At 50.5% G+C, this 16,650-nt stretch carries 10 protein-coding genes, 1 tRNA gene and 1 pseudogene; 5 read left to right on the forward strand and 7 right to left on the reverse strand.

Annotated elements, in window-relative coordinates:
- Positions 1-10 precede the first annotated feature (10 nt).
- The 3 genes from oppD (at position 11) to dnaJ (ending at position 3,310) form a co-directional block, all read left to right on the forward strand.
- Positions 11-997 carry an oligopeptide ABC transporter ATP-binding protein OppD gene (gene oppD, locus LVJ85_RS12955; RefSeq protein WP_244740265.1) on the forward strand — a complete coding sequence of 329 codons (987 nt, stop codon included), beginning with the start codon at positions 11-13 and terminating at the stop codon, positions 995-997.
- Positions 994-1,980 carry a murein tripeptide/oligopeptide ABC transporter ATP binding protein OppF gene (gene oppF, locus LVJ85_RS12960; RefSeq protein WP_244740267.1) on the forward strand — a complete coding sequence of 329 codons (987 nt, stop codon included), beginning with the start codon at positions 994-996 and terminating at the stop codon, positions 1,978-1,980. The genes oppD and oppF overlap by 4 nt, the downstream gene beginning before the upstream one ends.
- Positions 1,981-2,176: 196 nt before the next feature.
- On the forward strand, positions 2,177-3,310 hold the full coding sequence (dnaJ, locus tag LVJ85_RS12965) for a molecular chaperone DnaJ (protein WP_244740269.1): 1,134 nt from the start codon (positions 2,177-2,179) through the stop codon (positions 3,308-3,310).
- Between the two features lie 95 nt (positions 3,311-3,405).
- Here dnaJ and LVJ85_RS12970 read toward each other — a convergent pair.
- Positions 3,406-3,623, reverse strand: a pseudogene (locus tag LVJ85_RS12970) (lipoprotein signal peptidase).
- A gap of 191 nt (positions 3,624-3,814) precedes the next feature.
- On the reverse strand, positions 3,815-4,948 hold the full coding sequence (gene carA, locus LVJ85_RS12975; protein WP_244743244.1) for a glutamine-hydrolyzing carbamoyl-phosphate synthase small subunit: 1,134 nt from the start codon (positions 4,946-4,948) through the stop codon (positions 3,815-3,817).
- Positions 4,949-5,360: 412 nt separating this feature from the next.
- Between carA and pilC the strand changes: the two genes are divergently transcribed.
- Complete coding sequence (pilC, locus tag LVJ85_RS12980; protein WP_244740272.1) at positions 5,361-8,594, forward strand: PilC family type IV pilus tip adhesin; 3,234 nt, start codon at positions 5,361-5,363, stop codon at positions 8,592-8,594.
- 102 nt (positions 8,595-8,696) lie between these two features.
- A tRNA-Lys gene (locus LVJ85_RS12985) sits at positions 8,697-8,772 on the forward strand.
- A gap of 502 nt (positions 8,773-9,274) precedes the next feature.
- On the opposite strand, the gene LVJ85_RS12990 is transcribed toward LVJ85_RS12985, so the two are convergent.
- The 5 genes from LVJ85_RS12990 to ruvC form a co-directional block, all read right to left on the reverse strand.
- Positions 9,275-10,717 (reverse strand): P-loop NTPase fold protein, encoded by a 1,443-nt coding sequence (locus LVJ85_RS12990; RefSeq protein ID WP_244740274.1) that lies wholly within the window; start codon positions 10,715-10,717, stop codon positions 9,275-9,277.
- Positions 10,718-10,828: 111 nt separating this feature from the next.
- Positions 10,829-12,715, reverse strand: coding sequence for a tRNA uridine-5-carboxymethylaminomethyl(34) synthesis enzyme MnmG (gene mnmG / locus LVJ85_RS12995; protein WP_244743246.1), 1,887 nt, complete (start codon positions 12,713-12,715; stop codon positions 10,829-10,831).
- Between the two features lie 375 nt (positions 12,716-13,090).
- Entirely contained in the window at positions 13,091-14,689 is a 1,599-nt protein-coding gene (locus LVJ85_RS13000) for an isocitrate lyase (RefSeq protein WP_004282590.1), read from the reverse strand.
- A 470-nt stretch (positions 14,690-15,159) separates the two neighbouring features.
- Complete coding sequence (locus tag LVJ85_RS13005; protein WP_244740276.1) at positions 15,160-16,029, reverse strand: lipid A biosynthesis lauroyl acyltransferase; 870 nt, start codon at positions 16,027-16,029, stop codon at positions 15,160-15,162.
- A 53-nt stretch (positions 16,030-16,082) separates the two neighbouring features.
- Positions 16,083-16,625 (reverse strand): crossover junction endodeoxyribonuclease RuvC, encoded by a 543-nt coding sequence (ruvC, locus tag LVJ85_RS13010; RefSeq protein ID WP_085363958.1) that lies wholly within the window; start codon positions 16,623-16,625, stop codon positions 16,083-16,085.
- Between the last annotated feature and the right edge of the window lie 25 nt (positions 16,626-16,650).

The raw sequence follows: 16,650 nt of genomic DNA on the forward strand, positions 1-16,650 counted from the left end.
GGAAAAAACAATGAGCACACCCTTACTGCAAGTAAAAGACCTCGAAGTCCGCTTCAAAACCGAAGACGGCCTCGTTACCGCGGTCAACAAACTCAATTTCGATCTGCACGAAGGCGAAACGCTGGGCATCGTCGGCGAATCCGGCTCCGGCAAATCGCAAACCGCCTTCGCCATCATGGGGCTCTTGGCCAAAAACGGCCAAACTTCCGGCTCCGCCGTTTTCAACGGCCGCGAAATCCTCTGCCTGCCCGAGCGCGAGTTAAACAAAATCCGCGCCGAGCAAATCGCCATGATTTTCCAAGACCCGATGACCTCGCTCAACCCCTATATGCGCGTGGGCGACCAGCTTACCGAAGTGCTGCGCCTGCACAAAGGCATGGGCAAAGCCGAAGCATGGGCCGAATCCGTGCGTATGCTCGAAGCCGTGAAAATCCCCGAAGCCAAAAAACGCATCAGCATGTATCCGCACGAATTTTCAGGCGGCATGCGCCAACGCGTGATGATTGCCATGGCACTGTTGTGCCGTCCCAAACTCCTGATTGCCGACGAACCCACCACCGCGCTCGACGTAACCGTGCAAGCACAAATCATGGCGCTGCTGAACGACCTCAAACGCGATTTCGGCACCACCATCATCATGATTACCCACGATTTAGGCGTAGTCGCCGGCATTTGCGACCAAGTGTTGGTCATGTATGCCGGCCGCACCATGGAATACGGCAGCGTCGACGATATCTTCTACCGCCCCAGCCACCCCTATACCTTGGGCTTGCTCGGTGCCGTGCCGCGCTTGGACACCGACACCGAAATGCTGCCGACCATTCCCGGCAACCCGCCCAACCTCAGCAACCTGCCCGCAGGCTGCCCGTTCCAAGACCGCTGCGCCTTTGTCGAAGACACCTGCCGCAGCAACGCCCCGCCGCTGGAAATCCTGCACGACCACCGCAAACGCGCCTGCCACAGGCCGTCTGAATTTTTACAGGGAGCACAGGCATGAGTGAAACCTTATTATCCGTCCGCGATCTGCAGGTAACCTTCGACATCAAGGCCAACGGCGCATGGTTTTGGCAGAAGCCCGCCACCCTCAAAGCCGTCAACGGCGTATCGTTCGAACTCAAAGCAGGCGAAACCCTCGGTGTCGTCGGCGAATCCGGCTGCGGCAAATCCACCCTCGCCCGCGCCATCATCGGCTTGGTCAAAGCCAAAAGCGGCAGCATCATCTGGCAAGGCGAAGACCTGACCGCGCTCGCCCCCGCCGCCATGCGCCTGAAACGGCGCGAAATCCAAATGATCTTCCAAGACCCGCTGGCCTCGCTCAACCCGCGCATGACCGTCGGCGACATCATCGCCGAACCGCTGAAAACCTTTTACCCCAAGCTCAAAAAAGCCGACATCGAAAAGCAGGTCAAAGAAATGATGGCCAAAGTCGGCCTGCTGCCCAACCTCATCAACCGCTATCCGCACGAGTTTTCAGGCGGCCAATGCCAACGCATCGGCATCGCCCGCGCGCTGATACTCAAGCCCAAGCTGATTATTTGCGACGAACCCGTTTCCGCGCTCGACGTATCCATTCAGGCGCAAGTTATCAACCTTTTGAAAGAACTGCAAAAAGAAATGGGGCTGACGCTGATTTTCATCGCCCACGATTTATCGGTAGTCAAACACATTTCCGACCGCGTGCTGGTGATGTATCTGGGCAACGCCGTCGAACTCGGCACCGACCAAGCCGTGTACGACCGCCCCGCCCACCCCTACACACAAGCCCTGATGTCCGCCGTGCCGCAGCCCGACCCCGAAGCCGAACGCAGCAAAACCATCCAACTGCTCCCCGGCGACCTGCCCAGCCCCATCAACCCGCCCAGCGGCTGCGTATTCCGTACCCGCTGCCCGCAGGCCGACGCAGGCTGCGCCGAAACCAAACCGATGCTGCAAGGTTCCGCCGCACATCAAGTCGCGTGCATGAAAACCACCGCGCATTAAACGCCGTCTCCAAACATCACTCAAAGCCTTTGCCCAACTCAATACAAATCGGCAAAGGCTTTCTATTTTTTCAGACGGCCTCAAGCCACGTTCCACGCCAAAACACACAGCACCAAAATATCACTTCCGCCCTTGAGTTTTCCCAAGCAGCCCTTATTTACATGCCAATTTTCACATACCCTTACCATTAAAAATTATGAGCAGCAAAGACTTTTACGAAACCCTCGGCGTAGCCCGTAGTGCAAGTGATGACGAAATCAAAAAAGCCTACCGCAAACTCGCCATGAAATACCATCCCGACCGCAATCCCGGCAACGCCGAAGCGGAGGAAAAATTTAAAGAAGTTCAAAAAGCCTACGATATTTTGTCCGACAAACAAAAACGCAGCGCTTACGACCAATACGGCCATGCCGGCGTCGATCCCAATATGGGCGCAGGCGGATTCGGCGGCGGTTTTGGCGGATTCGGCGGTGCCCAAGGCTTCGATTTCGGCGACATTTTCAGCCAAATGTTCGGCGGCGCGGCAGGCGGCGGCCGTCAGCCCAGCTATCAGGGCGCAGACCTCCAATACGCCGTAGAAATTACGCTCGAAGAGGCCGCCAAAGGCATCAAAAAACGCATCACCATTCCCACCTACGAAGAATGTGATGTCTGCCACGGCAGCGGTGCCAAACCCGGCACCTCGGCAACCGCCTGCTCCACCTGTCACGGTACAGGCACCATCCATGTGCGCCAAGCTATTTTCCAGATGCAGCAAACCTGCCCCACCTGTCACGGCACAGGCAAAGAAATCAAAGACCCCTGCCTCAAATGCCGTGGCGAAGGCCGCGTAAAAACCACCAAAACGGTTGAAGTCAACATTCCCGCCGGTATCGACGACGGCCAACGCATCCGCCTCAGCGGCGAAGGCGAACCCGGTATGCACGGTGCGCCCAGCGGCGATTTATACGTTGTCGTTCATGTGAAAGAACACAAAACCTTCGAGCGCAACGGCTTGGATCTGCATTGCGAAATGCCCATCAGCTTTGCCATTGCCGCACTCGGCGGCGAAGTGGAAGTCCCCACGCTCGACGGCAAAGTCAAACTGAGCATTCCCAAAGAAACCCAAACCGGCCGCCGCATGCGCGTTAAAGGCAAAGGCATCAAATCACTGCGTTCCAGCGCTGTCGGCGACCTGTATTGCCATGTGGTTGTGGAAACCCCCGTCAACCTCACCGACCGCCAAAAAGAGCTGTTGGAAGAGTTTGAAAAAATCTCCACCGGGCTGGATCGCTCGCAAACACCGCGTCAAAAATCATTCTTCGACAAAGTGCGCGATATTTTCGACTAATATTCAGCACCCTCAAACTTTTTCAGACGGCCTCAACCGTCGAAAAGCCTCAAACAAAATCCCCTCCGGCTCCCAATGCCGAAGGGGATTTTTCATCACTGCTTTTGTCCGGCCATATGTCCGCCGCCCGAATACCCAAGCCCAGCTTGAGACCTAATCCGAGGCATTTGCAAAACCCTCAGATGTGGATGCAGTTCAAGGCGTAGCAGCGCAGCGAGTGCAGACATATCAGATAGATAAGCAAACGAGCGAGCAGTACCCTTAGGGCATAAACGCACAACGCAGAAATGCGCCGCAGATGGGGGTTTTGCAAAGGTCTCAATCCGTCTGGTTCACACACACAACAGGCCGTCTGAATGTTCAGACGGCCTCAAACACAAGCACCATCATCTTTCCTGCCCATCAAATATCCACCGCCATCGAAAAACAGCCGAACGCTCTATTCAAGCATTCGGCTGTTCAACCAAACCATTAGGCCGTCTGAAAGCGAGTTTTGCCAAAAACTTACGCAGCTTTCTCCGCCTTCATATTGTCGATAAATTTATCAAAAAGATAAGCCACATCATGCGGGCCGGGGCTGGCTTCAGGGTGGCCTTGGAAGCTGAACACCGCACGGTCGGTCAACTCAATGCCTTGCAACGAACCGTCAAACAGTGAGCGGTGGGTCACTTTCACATTGGCAGGCAGGGTTTCCGCATCCACCTCAAAGCCGTGGTTTTGGCTGGTAATCATCACCTTACCGCTTTCCAAGTCTTGCACGGGATGGTTGCCGCCGTGATGACCAAACGTCATTTTGCGTGTCTTGCCGCCGACAGCCAAGCCCAACAATTGATGTCCCAAGCAAATGCCGAACAGCGGTTTTTTGCTTTCCAGCAACTCTTTTACCGCCGCAATCGCATAATCGCACGGCTCGGGATCGCCGGGACCGTTGGAAAGAAACACGCCGTCGGGATTCATCGCCAACACGTCTTTCGCCGGCGTTTGCGCAGGCACAACGGTCAAGCGGCAACCGCGTTCAGCCAGCATACGCAGAATATTGGTTTTCACGCCGAAATCGTAGGCAACAACGTGAAACGGCTGTTCAGACGGCATCACAAAACCTTTGCCCAGCTTCCATTCGCCTTCCGTCCACTCATAAGATTCGCCGCAAGTTACTTCTTTCGCCAAATCTTTGCCGACCATGCTACCGAATGCCGCAATCAATTCACGCGCTTTTTCCTCGGTAGCGTCCGCACCGGTCAAAATCGCACCGGCCTGCGCACCTTTGTCGCGTAAGATGCGGGTAAGGCGGCGCGTGTCGATGTCGGCAATCGCTACGGTTTGGTTGCGAACCAAATATTCCTGCAAACTCTCGCTGCTGCGGAAATTGCTGTGCAGAAGCGGCAGGTCGCGGATAATCAAACCCGCAGCATGAACGGCAGTGCTTTCGGTGTCTTCGCCGTTGGTGCCGGTATTGCCGATGTGCGGATAGGTAAGGGTAACGATTTGTTTGCGGTAAGAAGGGTCGGTAAGGATTTCCTGATAACCGGTCATGGAAGTATTAAACACCACTTCGCCGGAAGTCGTACCGTTAAACCCCACCGACGTTCCGTGAAATACACTGCCGTCGGCAAGCACTAAGATTGCGGGTGTTGTCATCATGATTTCCTATCGTATCTGCTGGTTTTGTACAGGCCGTCTGAAAAAAGAACAGCCGTAATTTCAGACGGCCTCTGCACTCAATATTAATTAGGTATGAGGTAAAAAAAAACACGCCGCACAGATGACTTAATCTGTGTTACGTGCTTTTTAAGGCATACTCGCCGTTGCCTCAGAAGCAATACATTCTAAGCGAACCCCCTTATTTTTTCAAGACGGAAAACAAATCCCCTGCAAGCAGCAACTTGGGAAAATGTTTCATTCACATCATGTTAATCGTTACCGTAAACAAAGAAATAATATCAAGAATGGCAGATATGAAACATTTGGTGTTAAAATATGATATTGAAATTAAAATAACAAAAAATATCTAATAAACAGACGAATAAAAACTGTTGAAAGATGACACATTATGAAAAAAATTGATATTCATCACAAAAGCAAACCCCGCCTTCTTATCTATTCAATTGCTTCCGCTTTAGCATTTATGAGCTTGGAGGCATTTGCTGCGTTTGCAGAGATTCCTTTGCATCTGCAAAATGAAAACCAAGTGGAAGCAAATAAAGTCAAACCGCAAGTCATGTTTCTAATTGATGACTCAGGCAGTATGAGATGGGTAGTCGGCTCAGATAGCGAACCCCGTTATAGCAGCGAGGTTTCGCGCATGAAGGTAACCAAAGATGCCTTAAATGCCGTTTTAGATAAATATCGGGACAATTTCAAATGGGGGCTGCATACTTTAAATGATCCAAGTTTGAATACCCGCAACGGTTATATCACCTATCAGGAAATGAAAAATCTGATAAGCCGATTGAAGACGAGTGGAGGCACACCGACTACCAAAGCTTATTATGAAACCGCTAAAACGGTTATGGATAACACTCTTTACCGTTGTCAGAAGAATTATATTGTTGTGATGTCGGATGGGGATGCCAATTTAAGCTATGATTTTGATAGATATGGAAATGTAGTTCCCCAATTACATCCCTCCCGAAGCAATAGAACTCCCCCTCGTCAAAATATTCTCTATGACCATAATAGTAGACGTGAAGTCTACAAGGGTTCTTATATTCCCAACTTTGTTGATGATCCGTATTTTGGTTATAAAGTAGGCGGCATTGCTCAACATAAATCACGCACCACTATAGGTGCAAATGGTCAATCAAAAAGATCTGATGACACTTGGGATCCGGTTTGGGATAGAGAGTCGGGCTTACAGTGGTTCAGCCATACGTTGGCAACCAAAGATTTTAAAAAGAAAAGCGATAGCAATCCTACCGGGAAGTATCAGGAGCGGCATTGGGACGGACATCCTGACGACCCTGCCGATTATTCAAAGCAAATTGCCGAAACCTTCACGGTAGGCTTCGGAAGCAGTTTGTCAGATGCAGGTAGAGAATATTTGCGTAAAGGTGCCAGTAAGCCATCGTATTTCTTTAATGCTCAAAATGCAGAATCTTTAGTTGGATCTTTCAATTCTATTTTCGAAAATATTGCAGATGCCAACATTCCGATTAAAACAACAGGCACGGTTGCCCCTGCCGTATTCGGTAACCGCGTACCCAATCTTGCCGCTATTGTTGATGTGAATACCGGCTCGTGGAGCAGCCGGATTAAATTCTTCGATGTAAATTCCGAAGGCAAACTGAATACTGCTCACACTAAAGAACCTTTGTTTAGCGAACGCAAAACGCTGATTAACCTAGGCCGCCCTATCGGCACCTCCGGCGGTAAAGAAGTTTACTGGGCAGACAATATCGAAAACGGCAACAACGGCATGTTCAATCTTCCGTCAACCGCACCTGCAAACGAATGGCGTGAAGCGTTGATTCCGTGGATAACCCGCGCCCAAGACGACAATGTTTTATCCGCCCGCGCCGAAACCTCCAACTTTAGCCAGCCTTATCGCATACGTCCCACAGGTTCGGCCGCTTCCGCCGATACCCATGCAAACGATTCGGACAACCAACGCAATTTGGGAGATATTTTGGATACGCCGATTTTAACCATCGGCGACTTGGTAGATAACCGTCAAAAATATCTGGTAACCGCAGCAAACGACGGCATGGTGCACTTATTCCAAGCACACAACCGGCAACATCCATATAGTTTGAAACTCAGCTATATCCCGGCGGGCACGGATCGTGAAATCGGCAACACCATGGGGCGGCTGCTGAAAGATGTCGCGCATAAAGACTACGGCAAAAAAGGCCAACCGCATCATTATCTAATCAATGGCGGATTAGTTTTACGCCGTACCGCGCCCGAAAACAATCAAAGCCATTCCTTCTTATTCGGCACACTGGGGCAGGGAGGCCGCGGTGCTTATGCACTCAATATCGGCGGCCATGACCGTGGAACCAATCGACCCACAGGTATTGACAGCCCCGTTAACGATTGGATTAACACCGTACCTTTGTTTGAAACGGCCAAAGGCGTCAACAACCACCTTGGCTATACCGTGAGCACTCCGCAAATCGGGCGCGTTGCTGTAACACGAACCAAGGGAAAAGTAAACATTCGCGAAAATGTGGTTTACGCCGGCTTTTTGGCAAACGGCTATTCCGATGAAAAAGGAGAAAGCCAAGAAACCGCCCTATACGTTTACAACATGCTCGGACAAAATGCCTACAACGGCCAACCCATAGGCGTCAAAGGCAGATTAATGAAAAAAATTGTTATTCCAAACGCCATGGGAGGATTATCCGGCCCCACTTTAGTGGATACAGATTTTGACGGTGTGGTTGATATTGCCTATGCCGGAGACTATCGCGGCAATATGTACCGCTTCGATTTGCGCGGTAATCCAGACACATGGAAAGCAGACCTCATTTATCAAGGCTCTACCGAGCAACCCATCACTTCCGCACCGGCCGTTTCCCGAATGGGCAAAGATAAATATGTTGTGATTTTCGGCACAGGCAGTGAGCTTTACCAAGATGATCGAGACAGCAAAGTCCAACAGGCAGTGTATGGCATTTATGATGATGTCAGCCAACAGCCTCAAGAAGTAAAGTCCGACCAACTGTTGCAGCAAATATTAACCGTAAATGGTGATCTGCGCGAAGTAACCAACCATCCGTTCAACCCCCAAACACACAAGGGGTGGAAAGTTAATCTTGGCGCAGGTGATGGTGAACGTGTTGTGGTTAAGCCGACCATGGTTCTTAGAAGTGCTTTCATCAGCACCCGCATTTACCATTCGCAAACAACCACCACAAGATCAGCCGACGGCGACCTGTGTTTGCCGACGGTAACCAACAGCAAAACCGACAGCTCAAGCTGGGTATTGGCTTTAAACGCCGCAACCGGAGGAAAAGTTTCTAAAGCAGATGCGCATATCAAGTTTATTCAGAAAGCCGATGATCCTAATGCCATAGCTGCCGGTATGCGATACTCAGGCATCATCAATTTCAATTATGTTGATGGTACACGCGCAGGAGATTACTCTGTCACCCCCGACGGAGATAGTGGCGGCACAGGCACTGATAAGCCTTTAAATGAAGGAGGTAGCGGCGCCCCTAAAAACCACTGCTTCTCTAAAAAAGGCAAACGCTTTATCCTGAAAACCGACCAAGAGACTTTGGAAGTTGACGGCAAGGTTTGCAACAGCGTACGACGCATAAGTTGGCGGGAGATTTTCTAGATTGAAAGTTTATTTCGATCTGCTTCCTGATTTTTCTGAGAAAGAAATGGTATAAACCGATTGACGTAAGAATGATTGTTTTATATAATTTCGTTCTTATTCGGGTCGTTAGCTCAGCTGGTAGAGCAGCGGACTTTTAATCCGTTGGTCGAAGGTTCGAATCCTTCACGACCCACCAGATAAATCACAAAACAGGCTGCAAGCAATTGCAGCCTGTTTTGTTTTTTAGGTCATTTTAAGAGTTTTTGGATTAAAAACTCATACCCTTACTTTTCGATTAAGGCCGTCTGAAAGCGACCTTGGCAGGCTGCTTCGCCAAAACAAGCCTTGCGAGTTTCGCTAAAAATCTTTTTCAGACGGCCTTAACAATATAGTAAATAAACTACCCTTTAAGATATCCAACTCAAACGAGATTCATATTCATCCAAGAGCAGAGGCAATCGCTTCAGATTGATTCCGCTGTATATTTGTAAAGCACGTTTTGCCTGATGCCCAAAATGCCCAGCACTATTGATTAATGTGACCAATATCAAGTGATGCAAAAACTGCTGACATCTAACTTACGTCTAACGACGCAAGCTATCGTGTAAACCACACCCTGCAATGCTTTAACTTGATTTAAGCAGCCCAAAATAACCGTCAATCTATGTCAGCTCCTTATTAAAGGTGACGTTTTTGCTTCAGTATCCTAATTTTCCAAGCTGTAAATATCTGATGGCTTCTTTAACAGGGGCAAACATATTTTCAGGAGCATCCCGGCCGCGATTAAAACATAAGCCTATTGATTCTTCCCATGCTTGATTTACCTCTTCATTCGAAGAAATAAAATCTTGACCATTCAATACACTACTTTTAGCTAAAGCAACAGCAATAACTTTGTCAATAGGTCGCCTAGGTGGTAGATCACGACAGTTCATTAGGGGCTCCAAACCAAACACCCTCGCAATCTGTTTTCCATCGGTTTTATTTTTAATGATCGATTCTTTGATATCCTGCTGGAAGCAAAATAAAAATACACCGGTAATCCTTAAGAATTGATAACCTGTAATGATATTAGAAGCTAACCCCCTACTTAACCGATGGTAAATTTCCAAATAACGGACAAAAGTTTCCACTTCGCGAAGCGATAACTCGTTCCTTGCAACCAAGGATGTTGCAAAAAACATAACTAACTGATATGGATGATTATTTACTCCTGTATCTTGAAGAATACTGCTTGCCTGTACTAATTGGGTAAAATGTTTCACAGATGCCAAAACCTGATACTTTTCATCATGTTGATCTAAAGATTTTTCCGGCAAAGTAAAACTGTATTTTAAAAACTTATCCAAATATTTTTGCGAATCTACAGCCAAACCATATCGATGATTAATGGCAGCCCGTAACTGCTGGGTATTTGTTACCAAAACCACCTTAACATTCGCCACATCAAACACATGCTTGATGGTTTCCAACATTTCCACCGCGTAATCGGGGCGGCAGCGGTCTAATTCATCAACAAATAAAATGATGGGCTTTTCATTAGCAAATTCAGACAGGCATTTTCTTAAAGCTTCTAAATTCTTCTCTGCTTCAATCTGTTCTTTCAATAAAATTTCCACTGTGGAGTCAATGGCTTTATCGGATACCTTAACCATGGTATTAGATATGATTTCCGCCACTTGATCTGAATCAGTTTCATTGCCGACATCCTGCTGCCACTCATCTGCCAAGTTTTCTACACTTTGTTTTAAAAGATGGCCGGCTGCGGCCTTAGCAACTGTTTTAGCGACAAATCCCGCAGCTTTAGCAAACTTTTTTGTCAGCTCCTTGCGTTTTGGCGACGGCTCGCCGTTTGCTTGGTCTTCAGGTGTGCAGTCTTTAATTATCTGAGCCAACAAAGCCAATAATGGCTCGCCGCTATGGTCGGAGCGGAAAGCATCCACATAAACCAATTGATAATCAGGGTGCTCCTGTTTCATTAAAGCAATCAGTTTTTGGCAAAATTCGGTTTTACCCGTTCCCCAGCCGCCGTCAATCACCATCGGTGAAATATCGATATCGGAAGACAACAGTTTGATAATGTTTTGTGCAATAGGTTTGCGGTTGAATTCATCCCTCGATTCAAATGTTTTTGGTTCCAATTCGTTCTCCTCTGTTCCATAAAAAGGCCGTCTGAAATAGCTGAAGCCTCTGCAAAAGGAATTCACAGTAGCCTGCTTATTTCAGACGGCATCGTTTAATTCAAGCTAATTTTACTTCGCATCCTTAAACCCGCGCTTCAAATGCACCATCAGCAAGGCGACGGCGGCGGGGGTTACGCCGGAAATGCGCGAGGCTTGGCCTACGGTTTCGGGGCGGTTGAGGTTGAGTTTCTGCTGCACTTCCGCCGACAAGCCTTTGACTTTGCTGTAATCGATTTCAGACGGCAGTTTCAGGGTTTCGATATCGCGGCGGCCTTCGATTTCTTCGTTTTGGCGGTCGATATAGCCTTGATATTTCACTTGGATTTCCACTTGTTCGATCACTTCGCCGTCCAATTCCTGTTCGGGTTTGGCATCGGGCAGGGTCATTAGGGCGGCGTAGTTGAGATTGGGGCGGCGCAAGAGGTCGTGCAGGTTGGCTTCGCGAGAAAGTTTTTGGCCGAACACGCGTTCTTGTTCGCTTTCGGGCAGTTTGGCGGGGGTGTACCATGTGCTGCGCAGGCGTTGGATTTCGCGTTCGATGCTTTCGCGTTTGCGCTCGAATTTCTGCCATTGGGCTTCGGAAACCAAGCCGATTTTGTAGCCGGCTTCGGTGAGACGCATGTCGGCGTTGTCTTCCCTCAGTTGCAGGCGGTATTCGGCGCGGCTGGTAAACATGCGGTAAGGCTCGTTCACACCTTTGGTGATTAAGTCGTCTACCAACACGCCGAGGTAGGCTTGTTCGCGGCGCAGGGTGAGCGGCTCTTGTTCGCGGATGTACTGCACGGCATTCGCGCCTGCCAGCAGGCCTTGTGCGGCGGCTTCTTCGTAGCCGGTGGTGCCGTTGATTTGTCCGGCGAAAAACAGGCCGTTGATGGTTTTGGTTTCGAGGCTGGCTTTGAGGTTGCGCGGGTCGAAATAGTCGTATTCGATGGCGTAGCCGGGGCGCAGGATGTGGGCGTTTTCCAAGCCTTTCATGGAGCGCACGAGGGCGAGCTGGATGTCGAACGGCAGGCTGGTGGAGATGCCGTTCGGATAGTATTCGTTGGTGGTCAGGCCTTCGGGTTCTAAGAAGATTTGATGGCTGTCTTTGTCGGCGAAGCGGTTGATTTTGTCTTCAATCGATGGGCAGTAGCGCGGGCCGACACCTTCGATTTTGCCGGTGAACATGGGGCTGCGGTCGAAACCGGAGCGGATGATGTCATGGGTTTGCAGGTTGGTGTGGGTAATCCAGCACGACACTTGGCGCGGGTGCAAGGCGGCGCTGCCGCGCACGGAAAACACGGGCACGGGGGTGTCGCCGGGCTGCTCGGTGAGTTTGGAGAAGTCGATGGTGCGCCCGTCGATGCGCGGCGGGGTACCGGTTTTGAGGCGGGCGACGGGCAGCGCCAACTCTTTCAGACGGCCTGACAAGCCTTGTGCGGCGGGGTCGCCTGCGCGTCCGCCGGCGTAGTTTTCCAAGCCGATGTGGATTTTGCCGGCAAGGAATGTGCCTGCGGTAAGCACGACGCTGCGGGCTTTGAACTCGACGCCCATGGCAGTCATCACGCCGGAAACGTGGTTGCCTTCCACGGTGATGTCTTCAACCGACTGCTGGAAAAGGTCTAAGTTTTCTTGGTTTTCCAGCATGTGGCGGATGGCGGCTTTGTAAAGAATGCGGTCTGCTTGGGCGCGGGTGGCGCGCACGGCGGGGCCTTTGCTGGCGTTCAGACGGCGGAATTGGATGCCCGACATATCGGTAGCCAGCGCCATGGCACCGCCGAGCGCGTCGAGTTCGCGCACGAGGTGGCCTTTGCCGATGCCGCCGATAGACGGATTGCACGACATTTGGCCGAGGGTTTCGATATTGTGCGACAACAATAAGGTTTGTGCGCCCATGCGTGCGGCGGCAAGGGCGGCTTCGGTGCCGGCGTGGCCGCCGCCGACCACGATGACATCATAGGTTTTGGGGTAAATCATGGTGTTGAATGCAATAGGAAAAATAGCGTGATTGTACGCGCTTTTGAGGCCGTCTGAAACTGGTTTGATGGTTTCAGACGGCCTCAAGGCTGTGTAAAAAAGATGAGCCGAAGCGTTTCGGGCTGCTTATGTCGATTTGAGATGCTAAACGATGAATGACCGCTGCCGACTTGCGGCGCATAAAAAAAGGGGCAATCCCAAAGGATTGCCCAATACCTCAAATCAGAGATTTACGCTTCACAAACAATACAGGCTTTTACGCCTGCCTTTATTTGCACAGCTCAACTCTGTGCAAATAAAGAGGGTGGTTTCAGACGGCATCCTAAGAGGTGAGGCCGTCTGAAACATTCATTCTCTTCTTATCCTAAATCGGGATTAAGAGAATTGATTCATGGTGTTGTCTTTACCGCCTGCTTTCAACGCAGCTTCACCGGCAAAGTATTCTTTGTGGTTGTCGCCAATGTCCGAACCGGCCATGTTTTGGTGTTTCACACATGCGATGCCGTTGCGGATTTCTTGACGTTGAACGTTCTTCACATAAGCCAGCATACCTTCGTCGGCGAAGTAGCCTTTTGCCAGCGTGTCGGTTGACAATGCGGCGGTGTGGTAAGTCGGCAGAGTGATGAGGTGGTGGAAAATACCGGCTTCGCGTGAAGCATCACGTTGGAAGGTGCGGATTTTCTCATCGGCTTCTTTAGCCAAATCGGTATCGTCGTAATCGGCGCTCATCAGCTTGTCGCGGTCGTAAGCAGATACGTCTTTACCGGCTTCTTTCCAAGCATCGAACACTTGTTGACGGAAGTTCAGCGTCCAGTTGAACGACGGGCTGTTGTTGTACACCAGCTTGGCGTTCGGGATAACGGCACGGATTTTGTCCATCATCTCTTTGATTTGGCCGACGTGCGGTTTTTCGGTTTCAATCCACAGCAGATCGGCGCCGTTTTGCAGAGAGGTAATACAATCCAACACTACGCGGTCAATACCGGTGCCTTTGCGGAATTGGAACAGGTTGCTGGCCAAGCGGGTCGGCTTGATGGTTTTGCCGTTGGTGTTCACGATCACGTCGCCGGGTTTCACTTGGCTCAGGTCGGTGATTTCTTCGCCGTCCAAGAAGCTGTTGTATTGGTCGCCCAAGTCGCCTTTTTCGGCAGAGAACGCGATTTGTTTGGTCAGGCCGGCACCCAAAGAGTCGGTACGGGCAACGATCACGCCGTCGTCAACGCCCAGCTCCAAGAATGCATAGCGTACGGCATTGATTTTCGCCAAGAAATCAGAGTGCGGTACGGTTACTTTACCGTCTTGGTGGCCACATTGTTTCTCGTCGGATACTTGGTTTTCGATTTGGATACAGCAAGCACCGGCTTCAATCAGTTTTTTCGCCAACAGATAAGTGGCTTCGGCGTTACCGAAACCGGCATCAATGTCGGCAATAATCGGCACAACGTGGGTTTCGTAGTTGTCGATTTGGTTTTGGATTTCTTTGGCTTTGGCAGAATCGCCGGCTTTGTTGGCATCATCCAGCGCGGTAAACAGCAAGTCCAGCTCGCGGGCGTCGGCTTGGCGCAGGAAGGTGTAGATTTCTTCGATCAACTCAGGCACGGAAGTTTTTTCGTGCATGGATTGGTCGGGCAGCGGGCCGAATTTGGAACGCAAGCCGGCAACCATCCAGCCTGAGAGGTATAAATAGCGTTTGTCGGTGGTTTTTTGGTGTTTTTTGATGGAAATTAATTTTTGTTGAGCAACGAAACCGTGCCAGCAGCCCAGTGATTGGGTGTATTTGCCGTGGTCGGCGTCGTATTCGGCCATGTCTTTACGCATAATAGCGGCAGTGTATTTTGCGATGTCCAAGCCTGTTTTGAAGCGGTTTTGCAAACGCATGCGGGCAACATATTCGGGGGTGATGTTGTGCCAGCCGTTGCCGTTTTTCTGTTTCAGCTCGTCTGCAACTTTAATCTCGTTTTGGTAATTTGCCATTTATTGCTACTCCTTTGTTCTCGCTTGATTTTTGGATCACCGTGTGCGCTGTCGCGCATGTAGTTCGGTGTAGTCGGAATGTACGCTTTTTTTCTTGCCTTGCCAAGCCCCGCTTTGAAAGTTTTTGATTTATAACCATTCCTTTAGGATGCGCTAAACAAGATGTTTTTGGAATTTTTCGGGGCATTTGCTGCAAACGGCAGGATTTTTCTCCAACTTATGCGGATTTTTCAGCATTTATTGGTGGCTTCTACCGAATATTAATTTATTTACAAGATGATGATATGACAGGATAAAAGATTTGCCGTAAGCCGCTTGGGCATGGGTAAGAGGGGTTTATGAAGAAAGAAACGCAGCCGCTGTTTTTTTTTGGCTAGGCCGTCTGAAAATAGGAGCATGTAGTTCGGCGTAGCGATTGCGAATCAATGAGTAAGCAAGGTGTGATGAATGATTGGAGGCCGTCTGAAAAATCAATAAAAGCCGGCCTCTCCTTCGGGGCGTGTCTTAAAACGTTTGTGCAGCCAGAAATACTGTTCCGGCTGTTCGCGCACCCGCGCTTCGATGAAATCGTTCATGCGCTGGGTGTCGTTGACAACGTTATCGGTCGGAAAGTTTTCCCACGCGGGATAGAAACGCAGCGTAACCGTGCCGTCGGCTTCGCGGGTGGGAATGGCGGGAATCACTTTGGCTTTGGTGAGTGCGGCAATACGGCTCAAGCCCTCGATGGTGGCGGCTTGGATGCCGAAGAAGTTCACAAAAATCGAATCTTTGCGGCCGAAATCCTGATCGGGAAGATACAGAAACGGCGCGTCGTTTTGCCGCAGTTGTTTGATGATGGCGCGCAGGCCGTCATTGCGGCCGAGCAGGAAAACATTGTTGTAGCGGTGGCGGCCTTTGAGGATTTGCTCGTCTAGGGCTTTGTTTTTTTGATGGGAATACATGCTGATTAGCGGCACATCTTGATTCAGCGTATAAACCGCCATCTCAAATGCGGTGAAATGCGGGTAAAGCAGAATCACTTTTTCTCCGGCAGCCAAAGCGTTGTCCAGATGATGTTTATCTTGATAACGCACCAAGCTGCGCAAGCGCTCTGCCGGTGCGTACCAATACAGGCCGTATTCGAGCATGAGCTTGGCCATGTGTTGGAAATGGCGTTTCAAAACGGCTTGGCGTTGCGTTTCGCTCCATTCGGGGAAGCATTTTTGCAGATTCACCATACCGACACGGCGGCGCGGTGCGACGGCGTAATAGGCCAACCAGCCGATAAAATCGGCCAGCTTCTGAATCGCGCCGAAAGGCAAAAGCTGGATTAAATAGAGAATAACAAAGGCAAATTTCATGGCAGTTTTCAGACGGCCTTATTGGGTGGAGAGAAGGGATTATAAGCGATAAATCAAGGTTGAAATCTGCCGCGCTTAATGTGAAGCCCGCCTTGTTGCAGTTGGGCGGCGAGACTGTGGTTACGCAAAGCGTGGGTAAGCGCAACGGCCAAACCGTCGGCGGCGTCGGCCTGCGGCGTGCCCGACAAACCGAGCATCTGCACCACCATATGCTGCACCTGCTCTTTTGCCGCTTTCCCCTTCCCTACCACGGCTTGTTTCACTTGCAGGGCGGTGTATTCAAACACGGGCAAATCGCGCATCACCAAAGCTGCCATCGCCGCGCCGCGCGCCTGCCCCAGCATCAGCGTGGAAGCCGGGTTCACGTTCACAAACACCTGCTCAATGGCTGCCTGCTGCGGTCGATAAAGGGTAACGATTTCGTCGATATGCTTCACAATCACGGCAATCCGCTCAGCCAGCGGCGCATCCGGCGGGGTTTTGATGCAGCCGGACGCCACATAAAAATGCTCGCGTCCGCACACATCAATCACGCCGAAGCCGGTAACGCGGCTGCCGGGGTCTATGCCTAAAATGCGGACGGTATTGTGTGCCATGCAGGAATACTTTTCAGACGGCCTG

The sequence above is a fragment of the Neisseria sp. Dent CA1/247 genome, from assembly GCF_022870825.1.
GTDB classification, from domain to species: Bacteria; Pseudomonadota; Gammaproteobacteria; order Burkholderiales; family Neisseriaceae; genus Neisseria; species Neisseria zoodegmatis.

What these genes read in the sequence shown, in the direction of transcription:
- carA (WP_244743244.1), bottom strand. Translation starts at nt 4,948, where the DNA reads ATGACAACACCCGCAATCTTAGTGCTTGCCGACGGCAGTGTATTTCAC.
- oppD (WP_244740265.1), top strand. Translation starts at nt 11, where the DNA reads ATGAGCACACCCTTACTGCAAGTAAAAGACCTCGAAGTCCGCTTCAAA.
- LVJ85_RS13000 (WP_004282590.1), bottom strand. Translation starts at nt 14,689, where the DNA reads ATGGCAAATTACCAAAACGAGATTAAAGTTGCAGACGAGCTGAAACAG.
- dnaJ (WP_244740269.1), top strand. Translation starts at nt 2,177, where the DNA reads ATGAGCAGCAAAGACTTTTACGAAACCCTCGGCGTAGCCCGTAGTGCA.
- mnmG (WP_244743246.1), bottom strand. Translation starts at nt 12,715, where the DNA reads ATGATTTACCCCAAAACCTATGATGTCATCGTGGTCGGCGGCGGCCAC.
- oppF (WP_244740267.1), top strand. Translation starts at nt 994, where the DNA reads ATGAGTGAAACCTTATTATCCGTCCGCGATCTGCAGGTAACCTTCGAC.
- pilC (WP_244740272.1), top strand. Translation starts at nt 5,361, where the DNA reads ATGAAAAAAATTGATATTCATCACAAAAGCAAACCCCGCCTTCTTATC.
- ruvC (WP_085363958.1), bottom strand. Translation starts at nt 16,625, where the DNA reads ATGGCACACAATACCGTCCGCATTTTAGGCATAGACCCCGGCAGCCGC.
- LVJ85_RS13005 (WP_244740276.1), bottom strand. Translation starts at nt 16,029, where the DNA reads ATGAAATTTGCCTTTGTTATTCTCTATTTAATCCAGCTTTTGCCTTTC.